A 20,535-nucleotide genomic window follows, 5' to 3' on the forward strand; every position below is an offset into this window, starting at 1 on the left:
AGGGAGAAGCCATGCGCTGCCCGTTTTGCGGAAATGTCGACACACAGGTGAAGGACAGCCGCCCGGCCGAGGACCATGTGGCGATCCGGCGCCGGCGCTTTTGCCCGGCCTGTGGCGGGCGCTTCACCACCTATGAACGCGTGCAGCTGCGCGACCTCGTGGTGATCAAGTCCTCGGGCAAGCGCGAGGATTTCGACCGCGACAAGCTGGAACGCTCGATCCGCATCGCCATGCAGAAGCGCCCGATCGAGCCCGATCGCATCGACCAGATGATCTCGGGCATCGTGCGGCGGCTGGAAAGCCTGGGCGATACCGACATCCCGTCGCGCACCATCGGCGAGATCGTGATGGAGACGCTGGCCCGGATCGACACCGTCGCCTATGTCCGTTTCGCGAGCGTCTACAAGAACTTCCAGGCTGCCGACGATTTCGACAAGTTCGTCTCCGAGCTGCGGCCGCAGACGGGCGAGAGCGAGTGACCGACGCCGACCGGCGCTTCATGGCGCTTGCGCTTGGCCTTGCGTCGCGCGGGCTGGGCAATGTCTGGCCGAACCCGGCGGTGGGCTGTGTCATCGTGAACGACGGCCGCATCGTCGGTCGCGGCTGGACCCAGCCGGGCGGGCGGCCGCATGCCGAACGCCGCGCGCTCGACATGGCCGGGGCGGCGGCGCGGGGGGCGACGGCCTATGTCACGCTCGAACCCTGTTCCCATCACGGCAAGACACCGCCCTGTTCCGAGGGGCTGATCGCCGCCGGCATTGCCCGGGTGGTCAGCGCGCAGGAAGACCCCGACCCGCGGGTCTCGGGCCGTGGCCATGCGATGCTGCGCGCGGCGGGGCTTGCGGTCGATGTCGGGCTGATGGAGGCCGAGGCGCGGGCGCTGCAGGCGGGGTTTCTCAGCCGCATCACCCGTGGCCGGCCCTGGCTGGCGCTGAAGCTCGCCACCAGTTTCGATGGCCGCATCGCGCTTGCGAATGGCGAGAGCCAGTGGATCACCTCGGCCCCGGCGCGGGCGCGGGTGCATGCGCTGCGTGCGCGCTTCGATGCGGTTCTGGTCGGCGGTGGCACGGCGCGGGCGGACGACCCGCTGCTCACCGTGCGCAGCTTCACCCCGCTGCGCCAGCCGGTGCGGGTGGTAGCTTCGGCCGGGCTTGACCTGCCGCGCGACCGGCTGGCGGGATCGGTTTCCGAGGCGCCGCTGTGGCTGGTGCATGGCCCTGCCGCGCCCCCCGAGGCGCGCGCCTTCTGGGCCGGGATCGGCGCCGAGCTGATCGAGGTTCCGCTGTCCGGTCAAGGGCTTGATGTGGTCGCGCTGAGCGCGGCGCTTGGCGCGCGCGGCCTGACCCGGGTGTTTTGCGAGGGCGGCGGCCAGTTCGCCGCGGCGCTGATGCGGGCGGGGCTGGTCGACGAGCTGATCGGCTTCACCGCGGGTGTGGCGCTTGGCGCTGATGCCCGCCCGGCGCTTGGCCCGCTGGGGCTGGCGCATCTGCCGGATGCGCCGCGCTTCACCCTTGCCTCGGTCGAGACGCTGGGCGGTGACGTGCTGCACCGCTGGCGGCGCTAGCGCCAGAGGAAGGCCCAGGCGGCGAAGGCCCCCTGCAGTTTCGCGAGGCTGCGGTTCAGCGGCCCGGGCGCAGGCAACGGGCCGTTCGCCAGCCGGTCGAGCACGACCTCGGGCGGGCAGGGGCGGCGTGAGACCGGGTCGAAATAGCGGGGATAGGCGATCAGCACGGCATGAACGAAGGCGAGCAGGTCGGGCCGTGCGCTGCGTCGGGCCGGGACCCTGCCCAGGTCGCGGGTCAGCCCCCAGCCGGCATAGAAGGGCGCGCCGGTCACGGTGACGGGCACGCCGCGGATCAGCGCCTCGAAGCCGAGAAGCGAGGTCATCGTCCAGACCTCGTGCACCGCCCCGATCAGGGCGACGGGATCGGCCTGTTCGACGATCTGGTCGGCGAACCGCAGCGCTTCGGACGGTTCCACGCGGCCCGGGCGCAGACCCGCCTCGACATCGGGGTGAGGTTTGAAAAGGATAATCGCAGTCGGATTTTCGGCCCTGGCACGGGCTAATAATGCCAGATTAGTGCAGGTCTCGCCAGCGCCCAGCCGGATCGAGGCATCGTCTTCGACCTGTCCGGGCACCAGGATCCGGTGGCCTTCGGGCAGCGGGGGCAGGGTGCCGCCGAGGTTGTATTTCGACACCCCCGCCTTGCGGATCGCGGCGAGCAGGCGCTCGGCCCGGAGCCGCCCGCTGGGGGGCGGTTCGCGCGAAATCAGCGTCTCGAGATCCGAGGGGCGGGTGGGGTCGTAATAGATGCCCTGCGCATCGGTGACGAGCGAGAGCGGCGGGATCAGCTCGGCGCCCAGCCCGCGCGAGCGCAGGAAACCGTCCTCGACCCGCAGCGCGGATAGGTCAGGGGCCGCCTTGCCGGCCCAGACCAGCAGACTGCGGCCGGTATCGCGCGCCACCTGCGCGGCGCGGGCGGGCGGATCGACGAAGCGCAGCGGCGTCTCGCGGCCGAAGACCTGCTGCAGCGGGCGTCGCTTCCACAGCCGCATGCCGCTGGCGACATGACCGGCGCGGTCCTGCCGCCAGGCGCGGACCTCGGCCTCGAGCTGATCGACCGCCTCCTCGAAGCTGCAGATCCGCTGCCGGCACGGGTCGAACCAGGTCGGGGCAAGGAGGTGGCTTGCGGCGAACAGCTGGGCGCGGGTCAGCTGACGTTCGCGCCGGGCGACGGGATTCTCATCCTGCGTCAGGCCCCAGCCCGCATAGAAGGGCTGGCCGAAGACGCGGGGGCGGTGGCCGGCGAGGATCGCCTCGAACCCCATCAGCGACGAGACGGTATAGACCGCGATGGCGCCGTCGAGCAGCTGCCAGGGCGAGACCGGATCGGCGAACAGCTGCGTGCGGGCGTCGCAATGCTCGGGGCCGTAATGGCCGGGGCGCAGGCCGGCGCGGGTCTCTGGGTGGGTCTTGATCAGGATCCGCGCGCCCGGATGCTCGATCTGCGCGACGGCGAGCATCTCGCGGAAGGTGCGGGCGCTGGCCCCGCCATGGGGGATCGAGGCATCGCCCGCGGTCTGGTCGATCACCAGCACATAGCCCGGTGGCGGCGGTTCGAGGCGTTCGTCAAAATTGTTGTATTTTGACAGCTCAAGTGCCTTCAGTCGGCCGATCCCGTCGCGGGCACGTTGCAAAAGGTAAGTGTCGTCGAGCGGATGGCGGGCCAGGAGGCGCTCCAGCATCGACGGGCGGGCGCTGTCGAAATGCACGCCCTCGGGGTCGATCAGCAGGCCGAGCGGGCCGTCCCTGCCCGCCCTCCCGGGGTGCACGCTGCGCAGGAAGGCGTCCTCGAGCCGCACCAGCCCGACGCCGCGCCGCGCCGCCACCGCCTCGCCGCGGCCCGCATAGCGCGACCGGCCCCAGACCACGACGCGGTCCTCGGGACCGGGCAGGCCCAGATGCAGAGACCAGCTCGCGGCGCGCAGGATCTGCCGCAGCCGGCGTTCGCGCAGGAAGCCGCCGTTGTAGAAGAAAAGCCGCCGGGAAGGCTCCCCGGCGGCCGGATCGGGCGTGACCCCGGGCATCAGTTGCCGGCGAGGCTGCTGACCGAATTGACCGGGCCGAGCGAGCCGGTAATCGCCGAGAGCGATTTCTGCCACTGCACGTAGGGCGCTTCGGTCACATAGACGGTGTCGCCGTCGCGGATGACGAAATCGCGCGCAAGGAACATGCCGTTGGGGCTGGTCAGGTCGAGCAGGTAGACCATGCGCTGGTCGCCCACGAGGTCGTTGCGGCCAAGCACGACCGAGGCGATCTCGGCCGGTTCGTTGCGGAACACGAAGACGCCGGTCGGGTCGGCCAGGCCGGTCTGCAGCCCGCCCACGGTGGCGATCGCCTCGAGCGCGCTGAGCGTCTGCGTCTCGAAGGGCACGCGCGCCTGCGCGCCGGTGGCGCCGAGCGAGGTGAAGGAGCGGGTGTCCTGCTCGACGAGGATGACGTCGCCGCCGCGCAGGGCGATGTCCATCTTCGGGTTCTCGTAGAGATCCTTGAGCCAGACCGTGCCGGTCTTGGTGCCGCGGGTGACGGTGATCTTCGCCACCTCGGGCTTGACGGTCACGCCGCCGGCCCGCGCGATCATCGCCGAGAGGGTGCGGGTCGGCCGCTCGATCGCATAGACGCCCTGGCCGGCGATCGCGCCCATCACCGAGACGGTCGAGCCGTCGCCGGGCGCGCGCGCCACCGCGACCTGCGGGTCCGGCGTCTGCGCGTCGAGTTTCTCGGTGATCACCTTGCGCAGCGCGTCGGGCGAATTGCCCGCGGCCTTGATGCGCCCGGCGTAGGGGATGAAGATATAACCCGCGCCGTCGACCTGCACCTCGGTCAGCTGGGTCGGCACGCCCTTCTTGCTCATCACGCCGTCGTCGACGTTTTCCCAGATCGTCAGGGTCAGCGTGTCGCCGGGGTTGATCGTGTCGGAGCCGAGCACACCCGCATTGACGAAGGACGAGGTGAAGCCGAGCGCCGGCTGCACCGCGGTCGCCCGCACCACGTGGTCGTTGACGGTGACGACGAAGGCATCGCCCTGTTTCATCACCGAGCCGGCGAAGATCTCGCGCTTGTTCGGACCGGACCGGGGCAGACCGCAGGAGGCGGTGCCAAGAAGGGCCGCAGACAGACCCAGAAGCAGGGTCCTGCGGGACGGTTTGACGTTCACTGCTCGTGCTCCTCTCGCGGGGGCGCTTTTATGCTTTTGCGGCTGAAGTTAACGAAAACGGCAAGAAAAAACCAGTCTGTTCAGCGCACCACCCGCAACTGTTGCCGGGGTGCCGCGTTGCCGGCCGTCAGCGCGTCATAGGGGTCCTCGGGCGACAGCATCATGTCGACGACCTGGCGCAGCAGGATCCGTCGCCCGCGGGTGGAGTAGAACCCTCCCGGCACCTGGCTGGTTTCCAGCAGGTAGTGGCGATAGTCGCGATAGGCGCGGGTGTCGGGGCGGCGGGGGCTGGCGAAGAATTCGGCGATCGGCTGGGCCGAGACGAATTCGGGCTTGTCGAAGACCGCCCGGCCGAAGGCCTTGAGCGGCAGGCCGCGCCACAGCACCTGCTGTGCGGCGGTCGAGTTCACGGTGACGGCGCTGCGCGCCTGCGCGAGCAGACCGGCCAGCTTGCCGCCGCGGATGAAATGCACCCGGCCCGTCAGGCCAAGCCGCGCCGTCGCCTCGCGGATCGCGCGGGTGATCGGCGCGCGTCCGTCCTCGAGCGGGTGGGCCTTGAAGACGAGATGGTGATGGGCCGGGGCGCCGGCGGCGAAGCCCTCCATCACCAGGGTCACGAACTCGGTCTGCGAGGCGAAGGAGGAGTGCATGCGGAAGCTCGAATCATGTTCGAGCTGCATCAGCACCAGATGCACCGGAAAGCCGCCCCGCCGCACCCGCAGCGTGGCAAGTGCCCGCTCGATCCGGTGGACGGGCATCAGCAGCAGCCGGTGCAGGTAGAGGCGAAACTCCTCGATCACGGTGATATCGCGATGCGGGCGGAAGCCGCGATAGCGCCGGTTCAGCGCCATCACGAAGAAATGGTAGAGCGCGCCATAGAAGATGTGGTGGCGCATGTCGCCCCAGCGGGGCGGGGCCTCGGGGAACTCGATCTCGCTTTGCGCAAGCGCGGCGCGCATCTCGGCGACGCCGAGGGTCATCAGCCGCGAATTGCCGTTCGAGCCGCCGCGCTCGTAGGTCACCCAATAGGGGCGCAGATAGCCTTCCTCGAAGACATGCACGGTCACCCCGGCGGCGCGGGCGGCCGCGATCGCCTCGGCATGGATCGGGCGGGTGTCGCCGTAAAGGACAAGGTCGGTCACGCCCTTCTCGGCGATCAGCGCGGCGATGCGGGCGGGCCAGTCCTCGGGCGTGTCGGTGTAGCGGATCAGCGTGGCCGCATCGAACCAGAACGCCTCGTCGCCGCGGTTGAAGGCGACGCGCCAGATCCCGGCGCCCGCAGCCGCCAGCATCCGCCCCAGCTGGTGGAAGAAGGGGCCGTGCGGGCCCTGCAGCAAAAGGAAGGTGCGGTCGGCGTAACGATGCATCGGCGGTTCCGGAACTGTTCCCCTTCTGGGGCGAAATCCCGGGGCTGTCACGGGAATTCGCCGATCCTGGAGGGCAAGCGCGGCCGCAATGGGGCGAAAGCGTGGCCGCGATGTCCATTTCGCGCAGGCGCTGTGCGGCGCCGGCCTTGCGTGAACGGGCGGTGCGGGCTAGGCAGGGTGCGCCAGAGCAAGGGGATAGGAATGTTCACCGGAATCGTGACCGATATGGGAGAGGTCCGGGCGCTCGATCAGGCGGGCGACCTGCGCGCGCGGATCGGTTGCCATTACGACATGGAGGGCGTCGACATCGGCGCCTCGATCGCCTGCGACGGCGTCTGCCTGACGGTGATCGCCAAGGGCGCGGACTGGTTCGACGTCGAGATCTCGGCCGAGACCGTGTCGAAGACCAGCATCGGGCGCAATTCCTGGCATGTGGGCAGGCGGCTCAACCTCGAACGCGCGCTGAAGGTGGGCGACGAGCTGGGCGGGCATATCGTCTCGGGCCATGTCGACGGCGTGGCCGAGATCGTCGCGATGCGCGACGAGGGCGACAGCACCCGCTTCACCTTCCGCGCCCCCGAGGCGCTGGCGAAATACATCGCGCCGAAGGGCTCGGTCGCGCTCAACGGCACCTCGCTGACCGTCAACGAGGTCGAGGGCACGACCTTCGGCGTCAACATCATCCCGCATACCAAGGCGGCGACGACCTGGGGCGCGGCGCAGCCCGGCTACCCGGTCAATCTCGAAATCGACACGCTCGCACGCTATGTCGCGCGGCTGCAGGAGTGGAACGCATGACGCAACCGGTGGACAAGTCCGGCCTTCACGATACGCCCGGTCCGGTGGAAAAGCGCTATTCCGACGTGATTTCCTCGATCGAGGAAATCATCGAGGACGCGCGCAACGGCAAGATGTTCATCCTTGTCGACCACGAGGACCGCGAGAACGAGGGCGACCTCGTGATCCCGGCGCAGATGGCGACGCCGAACGCGATCAACTTCATGGCGATGCACGGCCGCGGGCTGATCTGCCTGGCGCTGACCGGGGCGCGCGTCGATGCGCTTGGCCTCAGCCTGATGAGCGCGAACAACTCGTCGCGGCAGGAGACCGCCTTCACCACCTCGATCGAGGCGCGCGAGGGCGTGACCACCGGGATCTCGGCGCATGACCGCGCCCGCACCATTGCCGTCGCGATCGACGCCGGCAAGGGCGCGGCCGATATCGCCACGCCGGGCCACGTCTTCCCGCTGCGCGCCCGCGAGGGCGGGGTGCTCGTCCGCGCCGGCCATACCGAGGCCGCGGTCGACATCGCGCGGCTTGCCGGGCTGAACCCCGCCGGCGTGATCTGCGAGATCATGAACGAGGATGGCACGATGGCGCGCCTTCCCGACCTCGTGGCCTTCGCGCAGCGTCAGGGGCTGAAGATCGGCACGATCTCCGATCTGATCGCCTACCGTCGCCGCTATGACAACCTGGTGCGCGAGACAGCGCAGAAACCGGTGCGCTCGGCCTTCGGCGGCGACTGGTCGATGCGCGTCTTCAGTGACGAGACCGAGGGCGCCGAGCACATCGTGCTGACCAAGGGTGACATCACCACGCCCGAGCCGGTTCTGGTGCGCATGCACGCGCTCGATCCGATGGCCGACGTGCTGGGGCTGAACCCGGCCAAGGCCGGCGAGATGGGGCGCGCGATGGAGGCGATCGCGGCCGAGGGGCGCGGCGTCGTCGTGCTGCTGCGCGAGACCTCGATGAAGATGGCCCAGCCCGGCGAGACCTCGCCGCAGACGCTGCGCCAATACGGGCTCGGCGCGCAGATCCTGTCGGCGCTCGGCCTGTCGAAGCTGATCCTGCTGACCAATTCGGGCCTGCCGAAGGTGGTGGGGCTGGACGGCTACGGGCTCGAAATCGACGGCACGCGGGGGTATTGAGATGGCGGCGAACGAACAGCACTACACCCTGCCGCTGCCGGTCTTCGACAAGCCGGTGCGCCTGCTCATCGTCGTGGCGCCCTATTACCGCGACATCGCCGACAACATGATCGCCGGCGCGAAGGCCACCGCGGCCGAGGCCGGCGCGAGTGTCGATGTGATCGAGGTGCCCGGCGCGCTCGAGATCCCGACGGCGATCGGCATGGCGGCGCGGATGGCCGATTACGACGGTTTCGTCGCGATCGGCTGTGTGATCCGCGGCGAGACCACGCATTACGAGACCGTGTGCAACGACAGCTCGCGCGGGCTGACGATGCTCGGCCTGCAGGGCGTGTGCATCGGCAACGGCATCCTGACCGTCGAGAACCGCCCCCAGGCCGAGGTCCGCGCCGACCCGGCCGATCAGAACAAGGGTGGCGGTGCTGCCGCTGCGGCCTTGCATCTTGTCGCGTTGTCGCGCAAATGGGCAGGCCGGACGCAGGGGATCGGCTTCCGCCCGCAGGGTGAGTCGTTCCGCCTGGCCGGCGAGACCGAAGGACCGAGCCAAGCATGACCGACACCGCCCCCGAGACCCCGCAGAAGCTGACCCCCGAGGAGAAGCGCCGGATGAAATCCGCCGCGCGACTCTATGCGGTGCAGGCGCTGTTCCAGATGGAAGCCGCGGGGCAGGGGGTGGACCGCGTCGCGCTCGAGTTCGAGAACTATCGCTTCGGCCTTGCCCTCGAAGAGGGCGAGGAGGCGCTGGCGGAAGGCGACATGAACCTGTTCCGCCGGCTGCTTGACGATGCCGTCATGTGGCAGGCGAAGATCGACCAGGCGACCGACCGCGCGCTGGTGGCGAAATGGCCGATCGACCGCATCGACCCGGTGCTGCGCGCGCTGTTCCGTGCCGCCGGGGCGGAACTGGTGAACCCGGCGACCCCCGCCCGCGTGGTGATCAACGAATTCGTCGAGGTCGCCCGCGCCTTCTTCCCCGAAGGCAAGGAGCCGAAATTCGTCAACGCCGTGCTTGACCACATGGCGCGCGAGATCCGGCCCGAGGCGTTCTGAGCCAGCTGGCCCGCCCGACCGGCGGGCCTTCGCCGCTTCGGGAAAAGAATTTTCCCCTGCGGCATTCCGGACTGTTTGATTTTGTCAGACATGCGTTACATTGCATGTAGCGAAAGGGGAATCGTCATGCCCGAACTCGTCCGGCTCTATATCCGCAATGTCATCTTCGGCGCCGGCCTCTCGGCCGCCTTCGTCGGTCTGCTGCTTGGCTTCGACGTCGCGCATCTGCGCCATCTGATCCTGTCGTCGGATATCGGCTATATCGCGGTGGCCATCCTCTTCCTGGCGAACACGGTGGTCTTTGCCGGCGTGCAATTCGCGATCACCATCATGCGCATGGCCGAGGACGAGACGCCCCCGGGCGGCGGCAAGCGCGACGGCATCCCGGCCGGGCTCGACACCGCGGTGCAGCTGGCGCCGATTCCGGTGCCGGTCGAGGCGAGGGCCAGCCGCAAGGTGCAGCGCCTGCCGCGCTGATCCGCGCGCGCGTCCCGGAACGAAAAAAGCCCTCCGCGCTGCGGGGGGCTTTTTCATTGGGTGGCGGAAACCGCAGCAACCGTCGGGGCGTGAATTTCCCGAGAGCCTGACAAGTCAGGTGGGGGCCAGGTAACGAGACCAGGATCTCGACAGAGCCAGCCCCCTCAGGAATGGTTATCGGCCACTGGAAAAGGGCCCCATTGACGCGAAGAGCAGTAACCGCCACGGCCAGAGATAGGCGTGTGACCGCGCTTCGGCAAGGGGGCAGGGGCTGGCTTTGCGGGCTGGACAAATGTTTACGTTTCGTTCACATTCGCCCCATGTCCCAGGATCTCACCCCCGGTCAGCTTCTCGCCTGCGGCGCCTGCCGCTGCCTTGTCGATCACGGCTTCGCCTGCGTGACCGAACTGGTGCCGAAGCCGGGGCTTCGCGTCGACGTGATGGCGCTTGGCCGCAAGGGCGAGATCTGGGTGGTCGAATGCAAGTCGGGGCGGGCCGATTTCACCTCGGATCACAAATGGCACGGCTATCTCGACTATGCCGACCGCTTCTTCTGGGCGGTGGATGCCGATTTCCCGGCCGAGATCCTGCCCGCCGACACCGGGCTGATCCGCGCCGACCGCTTCGGCGGCGAGATCGCGCGCATGGCGCCCGAGGTGCGGCTGGCGCCGGCGCGGCGCAAGGCGGTGACGCAGGGCTTTGCCCGCACCGCGGCGCTGCGGCTGCAGGGCCGCACCGACCCCGGCCTGCCGCTGGCGCCGGGGCCGGCGGGGGTTACTTTTTACCCTTAGGCTTCTGGCCCTTGCCGGACTTGCCGCTCTGGTCCTCGGCGATGGCGCGGGCCTGCTCGGCCGCAGCCATCAGTTCCTCGGCGATGTCTTCGGCCTCTTCGGGGTCGAAGTCGAAGGGGAACTCGAAATCCTCGCCGACGATGTAGATGCGCACCATGCCGTGATCGGTCGGCCCGATCTGCAGGTCACCGGCGATGTCGCTTTGCTTGTTGATGCTCATGGGGTGGCCTCCGCAACTGTCGAGCACGTTGGCTAACGCCAAGCCGGGCGCGAAGCAACGGAAAATGCCGAAAGGGGCGTTTCCGCCCCTTGCAATCCCGCGCGTCTGCCGCTAAATCCCCGCGCAGTGCCGCCTTAGCTCAGTTGGTTAGAGCACCAGATTGTGGATCTGGGGGTCTCCCGTTCGAACCGGGAAGGCGGTACCATTCATCTCACTGAACTCCTTTGGTTTTGCGGTCGGTGCCGGCGCTCGCTTGCGCATTGGTTTGCAGCCGGTTTGCAAAAGCTGTTTCCGGTGCGTTCTCGAAACGCAGAATCGCGGCCTTCGCGATCGCTTCCGTCGATGCCAGATAGTGCCGCAGGATGCGGTTCGCGCTTTCCAGCGTGTGCCCGGTGATCGAGCACACTTGCGGGATTGTGCAGCCGGCCTCGGTCAACAGCGTCACGGCCGTTCCGCGCAGGTCGTTGAAGTGCAGGAACCCCTGCTTCTCTTCCTTGCTCAGGTCCTCGAAGGGCTTCGGATAGAAGCCCGCGGCCTGCATGTGCCGGCGCCAGGCCTTGCCAAGTTCCTTGTCGTTTCGCTCGGTGTGCCAGGGGCGGCCATCGGCTCGGGTGAGGATGAAGGGGCCCTGCTTGGGCATGGCGTCCAGCATCCGTTTCAGCGCGGCCGAGGCGGGGACGGGCACCTTGGCCTTCGTCTTCGACTGAACCAGGCGGATGACCTCACCGTCAAAGTCCGACCAGCGCAGGCGGATCAGGTCGCCATACCGCTGCCCGGTGTGGATCGCGAGGATAAGTGCCTGTTGCAGCGGTAGGGGAGCACCGGCCATGAACCGAGCAATGTCAGCCTCGGTCCAGATGATTTCGGAACGGTCGCCCGTATAGGCGCGCTCGAAGCCATCCAGAGGGTTGCGGGCAATCTGCCCGCGCCGCTTCGCCTCGTTGAACACCGCGCACAGGACCGTCATGCGGTTGTCGGCCTCCCGCGGGCGGTCGAAGGCGATCTCCTCGTGATAGTCGATGAAGACCGCATTCACCCTCGGGCTTTCGAGCGCCTTGATCGGCAAGGTGCCGAGGCGCGCCTCGATCGCCGTCAGCATCCGCAGATATTCCCGCTTGGTCGCTTCCGACTTCGGCTTGCCCTTCTTGGTGTGGGTGAACTTGCGCCCAGTCGTGTATTCCCGGATCAGCGCGGCAACGGTGCCGGTGTCTCGGGCCGGGGACTTTTCGGCTTCGAGATAGGCCGCCAGGAACTCGGGGCTGCCCTTCTCGCCGGGCAGGCGCGCGCCTGTGGCCCGGTGATACCAGTAGGTGCGCCGGCTGCCATCGGCCAAGGTCTTGTAGGTCGGGAACACGCCCTTGATCGTCACCTTAGCCATTGTTCCTCATCCAGCGTTCAAGCGTGGCGTCAGCTTCGTTTTCCTTCGCATCCATCGTCTTGATGTGAATGCTGCCATCCGGCCCGACAACAATGCCGGTGACGGGCAAGCCCATGTCCTGGGCTGCCTTCACCAGCTTCTTGAGGTCGGGAACACGGAACGGCAGAGGCTCAGCCACGTCACACCCCCTTTGAGCTCGAGAACCTGACCACGTTCGAGGTGAGCGAGGTGCCGGTGGCGCGACGAATGCGTACCTCCAGATCACCAAGGGCCGCAGCCATCTGCTCGTCACTTCTGAACTCGATGCGTTCCCGACCGCACTCGACCACCTTGACCCCCTTGCCGCGGGCAAGGATCAGCCTGTCACGCATGTCGATCAGTTCGGACAGATCAATGGCCATCACACACCCTCGTTCTTCTGCCAGCCGCGGAAGTCGAGCCAGCCGGCACCGAAGTCGAGGCGCACCTTGAACTGGACACCATCGACCTCGAAGCCGGTGCGCGTTTCGACCTGCGGGCCCGGCGCGCCTTCAAGGTAGGCATATTCAAGCCCATCGATCGTGGCGGGGTCGGCCGCCAGATACCATTCCGTGCCATTCAGACGCGGCTCGACGATCAGCGACAGGTTGCCGAAGGGGTTCACGTCCTCCGTCTTCGTCGCGTTGATCTGGGTCAGGATCTGCTCGGCGAGGGTCTCTAGCTCGGGGCCGACCAGCAGGAAGCGAGGCGTCGCGTTGATCAGGACGCCGAGCGGGGTGGTCTGCCGGCGCATCGCCAAGCGGCGAGCCGAAAGCGTGGTGAGGCTCGGCGCCGCGCCGGTCTCGGCGAGGTTGCCGCGGTCGGCGTGAAACACCGGCTTGCCGTCCGACATGGCCGGGTTCTTCGTCACCATGCCGACCAGAATGTCAGCCTGGAAAGCGCTGGCGGCAGTGCCGATCTTGTTCGGGATCGTGGTGAAGGCGCCGAGGTCATCGTTCACGATGGCCTGACGGGTAATCCCGAAGATCTTGCCGAAGGTCTCGATCTTGTAGCTCTCGGCGCTTTCGTCGATCGTGCTGCTCTTGAATTCGCCACCTTCCGGGACCTTTTCGAGCGTCGAGAACTCCCCCATGGCAATCGAGCTCTTGGCGCGGAAGTCGCGGGCGGAGGACTGACGCGCGAGTTGGCGGATACCCGAGGGCGCCGCCTCATAGGCGCGGCGCAACTCGCGGCCGACGGCATCGCCCAGGATCAGCGGGAAGTCAGAGGTGCCGTGCAGCCCGGTCATGGCGCGGTTCAGGATCGCGTCTTGCGACAGGCCGGTGGTCGCCTGGCCGGAACGCTGCACCGATGCACGGGCGTGATCCATGATGCTCATATGCGCGAAATCCCGCGCGGCGCCGGAAAGATCGTGCTCGGGGTGAGACCGCGCAAACAGCGCCTCGCCGGCGCGGGCGGCGATCACGGCAGGGTCGGTGTTGTCGGTGCCGATCGTGGCGCGGGTGGTGCGCGTGGCCGAGGCGGCCGACCGGCGCTGCATCTCATCGAGGGCGGCGGCGCGAACGTCATCGAGGCTCGCCTCGGCGTCGATCTGGGCATCCGCCCAGGAGCGCGTGAGGCCGGCGGTCTCGGCGATGGTGCGGATCGCGCCATTGATCTCGGCGCGGGTCTGCATGGTCTGTTCGAGGGTTTCGGGCATGGTGGTGTTCCCCTTGCGGAAATGGGCACCGGCATCGGCCGGCACCGGGACAACGGACACCTCGATCGGTGTCCAGCGGATTGCGGCGCGGATACGGTCGTTGCCGCGCCTCTCGTCTTTCCACTCGGCCACGCTGTAGCCGATGGACAGGCCGCGCAGGGTGCCGTCCGCAATATCGGTCAGCACCGCCTTGGCGGCATCGTTGCTGCGGAAGCGCATCCGCACCCACAGCCCTTCCGAGCGGATCTCGGCCGCCTCGACAACGCCGAGCTGGTCGCTGGTCGAGGCGGAGCGATGCGCATCGAGAACCGGGGCCCCGATCAGCCGCGACAGGTCGGCGCCGGCGAGGTCCAGCCGCTCGATGAAGCCCGGGCGGCGGACTTCGGCCCCGGTCGAAACGATCGCCTCGACGGTGCGGGCCTCGGTGTCGACGGTCGAGGCGGCGGGGGCGGCGGCGCGAAGGTGAAGCGTCATGCGGGCACCTCCGCGGCCTGCGGGCGCATCGTGTCGCGGGCGCGCTCCTCGTCCAGCTCGTCAATGTCGCGGCCGCGGCCGGCCACGACCTCCTCGCGCGATTTCAGGCCGGCGGCGATTGCCGCCACATCGGCCGTCACCTCGTTCTGCGGATCGACCCAAGCCCAGCCCGGCGCCACGAAGCGCACGGCGTGGTAATCGGCGAGGTCCGTGGGGGTGACGGGAAGTTCCCCGGCAAGGGCGCGGACGTCGGTCCAGCGCTTCCACAGCGGGCGGAGGAACTGCGCCTCGATCAGGTTTTGCTGCATCGCCTCGGCGCGGCGGCGGAACTCCAGCATCCCGACGCGGGCCGAGCTGTAGTTCGCTTCGCCCAGATCGCCGGTCAGCGCCTCGAAGGTCAGGCCGACGCCGGCCGCGATCTCGCGGTCCTGGGCGCGCAGGAACTCGATTGCCTGGGCGAGCCCCTGACCCGGCTGCGAGAAGGTCACGTCCGCGCCCGTCGGCAGGATACGCATCGCACCGGGTTCGAGGGCAACGTTCATCGTCCCGTCCTCGGCCGCGAAGCCGGCCGCGCTGCCGTCGGGGTCATGGATGAAGCCGGTGATCAGCGAGGCAACCTTGAGCTGCATCAGCATGGCGTCCGAGGCCTCGTCGCGGTCGCGCAGCTTGAGCAGCACCGGCGTGAGCCAGCTCAGGCCGCGCACCTGGCCGGGAAACAGCGTGTCGAAGATGTGCAGCATGTCCTGCGCCGGCACGCGGACCGCGGCGCTGTAGGTCGCGAACGGCGTTCCTGGGGCATCGCGCAGAACGTGATAGGCCACGACCTGATCGGCCGCATCGAACTCGATCCCGGCGACAATCCGCGCCCCGTTGCCGAGGTCGCGGGTCAGGGACGGGTCAATCTGGTCGGCGGCCAGCAGCTTCGGGCGGAACGTGCCGCCCTCGCCCACGACCAGCTGAACGAAGGCCTCGCCGTCGCGGACAACGCCGCGGGCAAGCGGCAGCATGATGGGGCGGGTCACCGCCTCGAAGGCTTCGGAGAGGGCGCGGCGCTCGGCCGGGTCGGGGTGCTGCGGGCGCGCCTGCCAGCCCTTGCCGACCAGCGCCGACGCCAGACACTCCACGATCCGGTTGCCAAGTGCGGTGTTGAGGTAAAGCGCCGCCGCCCGGGCCTTCGACGCCCCGCGGGCGGCAAGCGTCTGCTGCTGAGGGGCCGTCAGCACAGCAGCCCCCTTCCAGCGATCGCCGCCGCCCCCCGCCTCGATCCCGGAGCGCTTGAACAGCCTCTCGATGATGTTGAAAAGGAAGGCCATTTGCCGTTACTCGTCCCGGTCCCAACCGTTGAGGAGCGCGCGACGCGCAGTTTCGGCTTTCTTGAACCACTCCGGATAGCCGGTCAGGTCTTCGGGCACCGAATGCACTTCGCCTTCCGGCAAGCCGAAGTCACGGGCTTCGCGCAGAACCTTGTGCGCGATCTTCGTGGCGGAAAGCGTCAGAACCGACCGCACGCGGATCGTGGGGTCGATCATCTCGGGCAGCTTCTCGAGCTGGTCCTTGATGTCCTGCCAGCGCCCGGCGAGCACGTAGGTGCAGGTCCAGTCCTCGGGCGCATCGTCCCAGTCATAGCGCACCAGAGCAATGAACAGCTCCTCGTCCCCGGTGTAGGCGAACGGGCTCAGCGGATAGAGCTTGTCGATGGCCTGTTTCGCAAGGGTGGAGGCGCCGGCGAGGTCGGTCCCGTCGGCGGCATCCAGAAGCGCCTGGAGCTGGAAGGCGTTGCCGATCGTGTAATCCGACCAGTTGCGCTCTTCGATGATGAACGGGAGGAAGCCGCGGGCGGAATACATCTCGAAGGCTTTCGGAGTGCAGCCGGTGACGGCCAGGAGTGCTTTGCGTTTCATGTTAAATCCCCTCTAGGTGTGTGGAGAATACAGGAATGCAGGTCACCACTCAAGACGTGTGCACTCTTTTTGTGTGGATCTTTGGTCCCGCTCAGTGCCACCCGCCCCCGCCCGGAAACCAGTTCAGCGCCCCGGCGTAACCGATCATGCGGCAGTCGTTCGGGCCCATGGGGATGCCCGGGGCGTCCTGAATGGTGATGGCGTAGCGCTCGACCCCCTCGGGCAGGGTCGGGCGGAAGTGCTGACGCATCATCTCGGCGATTTCCTCGGCGCGCTCTTCGAAGCTTGGCGCGGGAAGGGCGAGCATGGGCGCGGGAAGGCCGATCAGGCCGAGGGCCGGGGCGGCGGCGAGGAAGCTGCGGCGTTTCATGCCCGGGCCTCCATCAGCTTGCAGGTCTGGCGCAGGGCCGAGCGGATGTAGGCACGGGCCTCGCGTTCGGTCTGGCTGTAGCCGGCCGGGCGCTCGGTCGCGTCGAGCGCGAGCGCGAGGCAGTCGTGGATGACGTCAAGGCGGGCGGCAGGCAAGCCGGGGGCGGCTGCCGGAACATGGTTCGGCATTACGGGCTCCGTTGAGTGTTTTTCCTATTCTTGATATAAATCGCTCAATCTGACTGAAAGTCAATAGGTATCAATCAGAATGAGCGAAAACACTCACCCAACGGGGCGCCAGATCGCAGCGGCACGCACTTTGCTCGGGATGCCCCAAGCAGAGCTCGCGGCTGCCGCGAAGGTGTCTGTGCCAACGCTGCGCAGGATGGAAGCCAGCGAAGGGCCTGCGTCAGGCATGGCGAACAATGTTGATGCCGTGTGCCGGGCCCTCGAAGCCGCCGGCGTCGAGTTCATCCCGGAGAACGGCGGTGGTGCTGGGGTGCGGTTGCGGAAAACGTGATCACATTTTGGTCAAAAGTGGGCGGAACTCTGCACCGATGGCTTGATGTTTCACGTATTTCTAACATTTCGTTGTCAAGATCAGTTAGCTTACGTAAATAGCCGCTCACAAAAGAGCGGTTGATTCTTCACTGCTGTCGAGGAGGGGATGACATGCTTGACACCATTCCCGGGCGCGTTCGGTGGGACGTCGCGAAGGCGAAGGCCGATAGCCTTACCTGCAAGTTCGAGCGTCCACCTATTCCGGTTCGGGCTATCGCTGAAGGAACTGGCGTTGATGTTGTGTTTGCTGACTTTGGGAAGCATTCCAACTCAGTGGCGGGCTTCTGTGACTTCCGAGGGGAGCGTCTGTATGTGAACCGGGACGACAAGCCGGAACGCCAGACCTTCACCATCGCGCATGAACTCGGTCACTGGCTGTTGCATAAGGAGCTTTTTGAACGATCCCCAGATGCCTATGCGGTTCTGCCGCGGCATGCTGTGGCGAATAATCGTTCTGTGCTAGAGAAGGAAGCAAACCACTTTGCTGCGCACTTGCTTGTGCCTAGCCGGTTGCTCCGCCCTGTCATGCGGGCGTCGACTGTTTCCTCTTTGGCCGAGGCCTTCGGGGTATCCTACACCATGATGAGCTTCCGCGTCGCGAATGAAGAACGATGACGTGAGCGAGACAGAGACGGCAGCACCTAGTGGGCTGCCGTCCGTTGAGGATCTCCTCCAAGAGGCTGTAGCTAAAAATGATGTGGCTGCGGCTGCACAAAGGGATGCAGAAGACGACTATGATGAGACGATCAAAGCACAGTCCATCAAGAATGAGACTGCTTATGCTCATCTAAAGGGCGTTCAAGACCACTATGCGAACAAGACCGAATGGTCAGGGTTTCTCAGGAACCTCCTGTGTGGGATGATCGCCTTTCAATGGCTTTTGCTAGCGCTCGTCGGCTTCGGCATCTGGGATTTCACGAAATATCAATGGCTTTTGCCGATCTTGCTTGTCCAGAACCTGGGGCAGATCATTGGGCTTGCCGTTATTGTTGTCCGCTCACTGTTCAAAGACATTGCGCCTAAGCAGTAATCACCGCCTTCGCATCCAGTCCGACTGCAGCACTGGCCCCTTACGCGTGGTCGGCGCCGCCTCGGCCCGGGCCAGTTCCTCGCGCCGCACCTCGGGGTTGATGTTCACCATCTGCCGCGCGGCGAAGGCGTAGACGGTGCAGTCCAGCGCCTCGGCCCGGCGCCCGGGGATGCGCTCGAAGTTGCGCAGCGGCTGGCCGCGGGAATAGCGCACCACCGCCCGTTCCGAGGCCACCTGCTCATACCAGACCGCGGGCAGATCCTGCGAGAACCGGACCTGACCGGGGCGCGGCAGGCGGGCGAAGAGCTGCGTCTTGACCGTGTCCACGCCGACGATCCACAGCCGGGCGCCGGTCTTCGTCTTCGAGCCGGCCCGCTCGATCACCGGGCGGTTGCCCGACGCGCCCTTGATCGCGAAGACCTTGCGCGCGGTCCGGGGGCGGCAGAAGCCGGTGACCATGTTCATCGAGGTGCCGTCGCCCGCGTCGATCGCGGTGGCGTCGATCGCCATCTTGCCGCCGAGCGCGTGCGGGAAACGCTCGCGCAAGAGGGCATCGAGTTCTGCCCAGGTCCCTTCCGCGTCGAACGGGCCCCAGATCACGCGATGGCCGAGCACCAGCATGGCGCCGCTTTCGGTCCAGCCGACATAGGTCAGTTCCAGCCGGTCGTGCTGCACGTCGCAGCCCAGGGTGAGCACCAGCACCTCGGCCGGGATCTGTGCCAGGCCGAAGGGCTCGGCCCGCGCCGCCATGCTGTTCTCGTCGAGCTCGTCGCCCTCCGAGCGCCAGCCCTGGCCGAGGATCGTGTTCACGAAGGTCTGCAACAAGGTGGGATCGTCCTTCGAGGCGAGGAACTCGGTCGCCAGCTTGCCCCATGCCGCGTTCGCGTGAAGGCTGATCAGCGCATTCATGCGAAAGCCCGCGTGGCCCTCGACCTCGGGGCGGGTGACGCGCCAGCGGCCGGCCTCGATCATCGCGGGCTTGTGGCGCTCGCTCACCTCGGCCGCGCAATGCGGGCAGCACCAGAAGGCCGCCTCGGGCCGCCCCTCGGGCCAGCTGATCTGCGCCCACTCGATTTCCGTGAAGGTGCCGCAGTGCGGGCACGGCACCTCGAAGACGCGCTGATCCGACTGGGCGTAGGCGCGCAGGACGTGGCTCGTTTCCTCATGCACGGGGGTGGAACCGAGGATGATCTTGCGATCGGGGAAGGACAGGGTGCGGCGTTCGGCCAGCAGCAGCGGCGAGCCTTCGGGCGTGGGGGCCATGCCGTCCACCTCGTCCATCAGCAGGAAGCGGACGTTGTGCCGGCGCAGGTTGCGCGGCGCCTTCGCGGCAACCACCTTGAGCGAGCCGCCCGGGAAGCGGCGCGACAGGAGGGTGTTGCGGCCGGCCTCGTCCTGCTCGGTCCCGAGGGCGCTCGCCACGGCCGGCGAGGCCGCGAAGATCGGCTCGATATCCGACACCACGTAGTCGCGGCAGTCGCTCTCGGCCGGAAGCAGGCAGAGGATGGGCGCGGGGTCGTTCGCCACGAAGCTTGCCACGGCCGAGGACAGGAGCGTGGTGAAGCCGACGCGCACCGGCTTGACCAGGGTAACGCGCTCGATCAGCGGGTCACCGATCGCGTCGGCAATCTCGCGCTGGAAGGGCCAGAGGCGGACGGGGCCGGGCTGGCTTGAGACGCCCTCGGGCAAGCGAACCTCGCGCTCGATCCAGTCGGAGAGGCGCAGACGCGGCGGGGGCGTCAACGAGGCGAACGCGGCGGCGCAGAGCTCGTCAATCGTGGGCATGGGCAAGTTCCTCCAGGGCGGTGCGCAGTTCGCGGTCAATCGTCTCGACCTCGGCCGCGTCGAGGTGGGGCAGCGCCGAGCGGACGCGCGAGGGCACGGCGAGGATGCGCGATCGCACCTGGCGCAGGATCTCGGTCCAGCCGCGCAGCACCTCGGCGGCCTCGACCAGCTCGCCCCGGGCCACGGCGTTGCGGCGCGCGGCCTCGTCGGCCTTCTCGCGGGCAAGGCGGGCGCGGGCGGCAGTCAGGCTCTCGGCCTGTTCCTCATTGCCCCACCGCGCCGCCGTGCTGCGAAGATGCGCGGCATAGGCCCGGACCGTGGCGCGCAGGTCGTAGCTGTCGTGCGCGAGGTGAACCGCGATGCCGCGTTTCTTGAGGTCGGTCAGGGTGGCGGGCGAAATATCGAGAAGGTCGCACAGATCGGCGCCGCCGATCCGCTGGACCGCGCGCCCGCCGAGCTCGAACTCGTCCAGGATCTTCATGAATTTAACCCTTTGATTTTATTGTGCATAGGCTGAAACGTCGGGGTGCGAATTACCCGCGGCGTGAGGGTGTGGAAGGACCCGTGCGGGCTGTTGGGGCGGGAAGCCGCCTCGCTCGTGGCGGCGCAGGCGGTCGGCCAGCTGGCCGATGTGCTGCCATCCGTCATCGGGCGGGATCTGCGCAGAAGCCATCGCGGCTTCGTTGTCTCTGTTGTCGCTCATGTGTGTGCCGTCTCTCATCTCTTAACCTTTCCTGTTCTGCTCGATGGTGAGGCCATTGTGACGGGCATAGGGCGACCAGCCCGAGGCATTGCCTCAGGTTGGTCC

The 20,535-nt window shown here is 67.4% G+C and carries 25 protein-coding genes and 1 tRNA gene; 12 read left to right on the top strand and 14 right to left on the bottom strand.

The genetic code is table 11. From position 1 onward, the window contains the following. Positions 1–11 precede the first annotated feature (11 nt). Together nrdR and ribD are read left to right on the top strand one after the other, a co-directional pair. A complete protein-coding gene (nrdR, locus tag DYS74_RS07975) occupies positions 12–479 on the top strand; it encodes a transcriptional regulator NrdR (protein WP_113898914.1) in 468 nt (155 codons plus the stop codon). Further along, on the top strand, positions 476–1,564 hold the full coding sequence (gene ribD / locus DYS74_RS07980; protein WP_245965233.1) for a bifunctional diaminohydroxyphosphoribosylaminopyrimidine deaminase/5-amino-6-(5-phosphoribosylamino)uracil reductase RibD: 1,089 nt from the start codon (positions 476–478) through the stop codon (positions 1,562–1,564). The genes nrdR and ribD overlap by 4 nt, the downstream gene beginning before the upstream one ends. Here ribD and DYS74_RS07985 read toward each other — a convergent pair. The 3 genes from DYS74_RS07985 to DYS74_RS07995 all read right to left on the bottom strand — a co-directional run bounded on the left by DYS74_RS07985 (position 1,561) and on the right by DYS74_RS07995 (position 6,085). Next, on the bottom strand, positions 1,561–3,588 hold the full coding sequence (locus tag DYS74_RS07985; protein WP_121532639.1) for a capsular polysaccharide biosynthesis protein: 2,028 nt from the start codon (positions 3,586–3,588) through the stop codon (positions 1,561–1,563). The genes ribD and DYS74_RS07985 overlap by 4 nt on opposite strands. Further along, complete coding sequence (locus DYS74_RS07990; RefSeq protein WP_121532641.1) at positions 3,588–4,718, bottom strand: polysaccharide biosynthesis/export family protein; 1,131 nt, start codon at positions 4,716–4,718, stop codon at positions 3,588–3,590. Before DYS74_RS07990 ends, DYS74_RS07985 begins: the two co-directional genes overlap by 1 nt. Before the next feature lie 80 nt (positions 4,719–4,798). Beyond that, the gene (locus tag DYS74_RS07995; protein WP_121532643.1) at positions 4,799–6,085 is read right to left on the bottom strand and encodes a capsule biosynthesis protein; all 1,287 of its coding nucleotides are present in this window, start codon (positions 6,083–6,085) and stop codon (positions 4,799–4,801) included. A gap of 201 nt (positions 6,086–6,286) precedes the next feature. Between DYS74_RS07995 and DYS74_RS08000 the strand changes: the two genes are divergently transcribed. From DYS74_RS08000 to DYS74_RS08025, 6 genes are all read left to right on the top strand, one after another. Then, positions 6,287–6,883: a riboflavin synthase gene (locus DYS74_RS08000; protein ID WP_121532645.1), complete on the top strand. Its 597-nt coding sequence runs from the start codon at positions 6,287–6,289 to the stop codon at positions 6,881–6,883. Beyond that, positions 6,880–8,013, top strand: a complete 1,134-nt coding sequence (gene ribB, locus DYS74_RS08005) for a 3,4-dihydroxy-2-butanone-4-phosphate synthase (protein ID WP_121532647.1) — start codon at positions 6,880–6,882, stop codon at positions 8,011–8,013. Before DYS74_RS08000 ends, ribB begins: the two co-directional genes overlap by 4 nt. Before the next feature lies 1 nt (position 8,014). After that, positions 8,015–8,566 (top strand): 6,7-dimethyl-8-ribityllumazine synthase, encoded by a 552-nt coding sequence (locus tag DYS74_RS08010; protein WP_121532649.1) that lies wholly within the window; start codon positions 8,015–8,017, stop codon positions 8,564–8,566. Further along, positions 8,563–9,063 (top strand): transcription antitermination factor NusB, encoded by a 501-nt coding sequence (nusB, locus tag DYS74_RS08015; protein ID WP_121532651.1) that lies wholly within the window; start codon positions 8,563–8,565, stop codon positions 9,061–9,063. The genes DYS74_RS08010 and nusB overlap by 4 nt, the downstream gene beginning before the upstream one ends. 126 nt (positions 9,064–9,189) lie before the next feature. Beyond that, complete coding sequence (locus DYS74_RS08020) at positions 9,190–9,540, top strand: hypothetical protein (RefSeq protein ID WP_121532653.1); 351 nt, start codon at positions 9,190–9,192, stop codon at positions 9,538–9,540. 320 nt (positions 9,541–9,860) lie between these two features. Continuing rightward, the gene (locus DYS74_RS08025) at positions 9,861–10,331 is read left to right on the top strand and encodes an MmcB family DNA repair protein (RefSeq protein WP_121532655.1); all 471 of its coding nucleotides are present in this window, start codon (positions 9,861–9,863) and stop codon (positions 10,329–10,331) included. On the opposite strand, the gene DYS74_RS08030 is transcribed toward DYS74_RS08025, so the two are convergent. Beyond that, positions 10,315–10,551, bottom strand: a complete 237-nt coding sequence (locus DYS74_RS08030; RefSeq protein WP_121532657.1) for a DUF6324 family protein — start codon at positions 10,549–10,551, stop codon at positions 10,315–10,317. The genes DYS74_RS08025 and DYS74_RS08030 overlap by 17 nt on opposite strands. A gap of 128 nt (positions 10,552–10,679) precedes the next feature. On the opposite strand from DYS74_RS08030, the gene DYS74_RS08035 reads away from it, so the two are divergent. Further along, a tRNA-His gene (locus DYS74_RS08035) sits at positions 10,680–10,756 on the top strand. 6 nt (positions 10,757–10,762) lie between these two features. Here DYS74_RS08035 and DYS74_RS08040 read toward each other — a convergent pair. The 8 genes from DYS74_RS08040 to DYS74_RS08075 all read right to left on the bottom strand — a co-directional run bounded on the left by DYS74_RS08040 (position 10,763) and on the right by DYS74_RS08075 (position 16,540). Beyond that, positions 10,763–11,929, bottom strand: a complete 1,167-nt coding sequence (locus DYS74_RS08040; RefSeq protein WP_121532659.1) for a tyrosine-type recombinase/integrase — start codon at positions 11,927–11,929, stop codon at positions 10,763–10,765. Next, positions 11,922–12,107, bottom strand: coding sequence for a hypothetical protein (locus DYS74_RS08045; RefSeq protein ID WP_121532661.1), 186 nt, complete (start codon positions 12,105–12,107; stop codon positions 11,922–11,924). Before DYS74_RS08045 ends, DYS74_RS08040 begins: the two co-directional genes overlap by 8 nt. Position 12,108: 1 nt before the next feature. Continuing rightward, positions 12,109–12,330, bottom strand: coding sequence for a phage head-tail joining protein (locus DYS74_RS08050; protein WP_121532663.1), 222 nt, complete (start codon positions 12,328–12,330; stop codon positions 12,109–12,111). Continuing rightward, the gene (locus tag DYS74_RS08055) at positions 12,330–14,081 is read right to left on the bottom strand and encodes a prohead protease/major capsid protein fusion protein (protein ID WP_121532665.1); all 1,752 of its coding nucleotides are present in this window, start codon (positions 14,079–14,081) and stop codon (positions 12,330–12,332) included. Before DYS74_RS08055 ends, DYS74_RS08050 begins: the two co-directional genes overlap by 1 nt. Next, a complete protein-coding gene (locus DYS74_RS08060) occupies positions 14,078–15,394 on the bottom strand; it encodes a phage portal protein (RefSeq protein WP_121532667.1) in 1,317 nt (438 codons plus the stop codon). Before DYS74_RS08060 ends, DYS74_RS08055 begins: the two co-directional genes overlap by 4 nt. Positions 15,395–15,400: 6 nt before the next feature. Next, positions 15,401–15,982 carry a hypothetical protein gene (locus DYS74_RS08065; protein ID WP_121532669.1) on the bottom strand — a complete coding sequence of 194 codons (582 nt, stop codon included), beginning with the start codon at positions 15,980–15,982 and terminating at the stop codon, positions 15,401–15,403. Positions 15,983–16,073: 91 nt separating this feature from the next. Then, on the bottom strand, positions 16,074–16,352 hold the full coding sequence (locus DYS74_RS08070; protein WP_121532671.1) for a hypothetical protein: 279 nt from the start codon (positions 16,350–16,352) through the stop codon (positions 16,074–16,076). Then, entirely contained in the window at positions 16,349–16,540 is a 192-nt protein-coding gene (locus DYS74_RS08075) for a hypothetical protein (RefSeq protein WP_121532673.1), read from the bottom strand. Before DYS74_RS08075 ends, DYS74_RS08070 begins: the two co-directional genes overlap by 4 nt. Positions 16,541–16,619: 79 nt before the next feature. Here DYS74_RS08075 and DYS74_RS08080 point away from each other — a divergent pair, with 79 nt between their 5' ends. From DYS74_RS08080 to DYS74_RS18475, 3 genes are all read left to right on the top strand, one after another. Further along, on the top strand, positions 16,620–16,871 hold the full coding sequence (locus DYS74_RS08080; RefSeq protein ID WP_121532675.1) for a helix-turn-helix domain-containing protein: 252 nt from the start codon (positions 16,620–16,622) through the stop codon (positions 16,869–16,871). 152 nt (positions 16,872–17,023) lie between these two features. Further along, the gene (locus DYS74_RS08085) at positions 17,024–17,527 is read left to right on the top strand and encodes an ImmA/IrrE family metallo-endopeptidase (RefSeq protein WP_121532677.1); all 504 of its coding nucleotides are present in this window, start codon (positions 17,024–17,026) and stop codon (positions 17,525–17,527) included. A gap of 1 nt (position 17,528) precedes the next feature. Continuing rightward, positions 17,529–17,942 carry a hypothetical protein gene (locus tag DYS74_RS18475; protein WP_147435473.1) on the top strand — a complete coding sequence of 138 codons (414 nt, stop codon included), beginning with the start codon at positions 17,529–17,531 and terminating at the stop codon, positions 17,940–17,942. Here DYS74_RS18475 and DYS74_RS08090 read toward each other — a convergent pair whose 3' ends face one another. Both DYS74_RS08090 and DYS74_RS08095 read right to left on the bottom strand, forming a co-directional pair. Further along, on the bottom strand, positions 17,943–19,727 hold the full coding sequence (locus DYS74_RS08090) for a phage terminase large subunit family protein (protein ID WP_121532679.1): 1,785 nt from the start codon (positions 19,725–19,727) through the stop codon (positions 17,943–17,945). Continuing rightward, positions 19,714–20,208, bottom strand: a complete 495-nt coding sequence (locus DYS74_RS08095) for a DNA packaging protein (protein ID WP_121532681.1) — start codon at positions 20,206–20,208, stop codon at positions 19,714–19,716. Before DYS74_RS08095 ends, DYS74_RS08090 begins: the two co-directional genes overlap by 14 nt. Positions 20,209–20,535 lie beyond the last annotated feature (327 nt).

Origin of the sequence: Paenirhodobacter hankyongi, assembly GCF_003664585.1 — a bacterium.
Lineage (GTDB): Bacteria > Pseudomonadota > Alphaproteobacteria > Rhodobacterales > Rhodobacteraceae > Rhodobacter > Rhodobacter hankyongi.

Excerpts from the sequence above, each read along its gene's own strand:
- nrdR (WP_113898914.1), top strand. The coding sequence starts at position 12 with ATGCGCTGCCCGTTTTGCGGAAATGTCGACACACAGGTGAAGGACAGC.
- DYS74_RS07985 (WP_121532639.1), bottom strand. The coding sequence starts at position 3,588 with ATGCCCGGGGTCACGCCCGATCCGGCCGCCGGGGAGCCTTCCCGGCGG.
- DYS74_RS07995 (WP_121532643.1), bottom strand. The coding sequence starts at position 6,085 with ATGCATCGTTACGCCGACCGCACCTTCCTTTTGCTGCAGGGCCCGCAC.
- DYS74_RS08000 (WP_121532645.1), top strand. The coding sequence starts at position 6,287 with ATGTTCACCGGAATCGTGACCGATATGGGAGAGGTCCGGGCGCTCGAT.
- ribB (WP_121532647.1), top strand. The coding sequence starts at position 6,880 with ATGACGCAACCGGTGGACAAGTCCGGCCTTCACGATACGCCCGGTCCG.
- DYS74_RS08010 (WP_121532649.1), top strand. The coding sequence starts at position 8,015 with ATGGCGGCGAACGAACAGCACTACACCCTGCCGCTGCCGGTCTTCGAC.
- nusB (WP_121532651.1), top strand. The coding sequence starts at position 8,563 with ATGACCGACACCGCCCCCGAGACCCCGCAGAAGCTGACCCCCGAGGAG.
- DYS74_RS08020 (WP_121532653.1), top strand. The coding sequence starts at position 9,190 with ATGCCCGAACTCGTCCGGCTCTATATCCGCAATGTCATCTTCGGCGCC.
- DYS74_RS08025 (WP_121532655.1), top strand. The coding sequence starts at position 9,861 with ATGTCCCAGGATCTCACCCCCGGTCAGCTTCTCGCCTGCGGCGCCTGC.
- DYS74_RS08030 (WP_121532657.1), bottom strand. The coding sequence starts at position 10,551 with ATGAGCATCAACAAGCAAAGCGACATCGCCGGTGACCTGCAGATCGGG.
- DYS74_RS08040 (WP_121532659.1), bottom strand. The coding sequence starts at position 11,929 with ATGGCTAAGGTGACGATCAAGGGCGTGTTCCCGACCTACAAGACCTTG.
- DYS74_RS08050 (WP_121532663.1), bottom strand. The coding sequence starts at position 12,330 with ATGGCCATTGATCTGTCCGAACTGATCGACATGCGTGACAGGCTGATC.
- DYS74_RS08055 (WP_121532665.1), bottom strand. The coding sequence starts at position 14,081 with ATGACGCTTCACCTTCGCGCCGCCGCCCCCGCCGCCTCGACCGTCGAC.
- DYS74_RS08060 (WP_121532667.1), bottom strand. The coding sequence starts at position 15,394 with ATGGCCTTCCTTTTCAACATCATCGAGAGGCTGTTCAAGCGCTCCGGG.
- DYS74_RS08065 (WP_121532669.1), bottom strand. The coding sequence starts at position 15,982 with ATGAAACGCAAAGCACTCCTGGCCGTCACCGGCTGCACTCCGAAAGCC.
- DYS74_RS08070 (WP_121532671.1), bottom strand. The coding sequence starts at position 16,352 with ATGAAACGCCGCAGCTTCCTCGCCGCCGCCCCGGCCCTCGGCCTGATC.
- DYS74_RS08075 (WP_121532673.1), bottom strand. The coding sequence starts at position 16,540 with ATGCCGAACCATGTTCCGGCAGCCGCCCCCGGCTTGCCTGCCGCCCGC.
- DYS74_RS08080 (WP_121532675.1), top strand. The coding sequence starts at position 16,620 with ATGAGCGAAAACACTCACCCAACGGGGCGCCAGATCGCAGCGGCACGC.
- DYS74_RS08085 (WP_121532677.1), top strand. The coding sequence starts at position 17,024 with ATGCTTGACACCATTCCCGGGCGCGTTCGGTGGGACGTCGCGAAGGCG.
- DYS74_RS08090 (WP_121532679.1), bottom strand. The coding sequence starts at position 19,727 with ATGCCCACGATTGACGAGCTCTGCGCCGCCGCGTTCGCCTCGTTGACG.
- DYS74_RS08095 (WP_121532681.1), bottom strand. The coding sequence starts at position 20,208 with ATGAAGATCCTGGACGAGTTCGAGCTCGGCGGGCGCGCGGTCCAGCGG.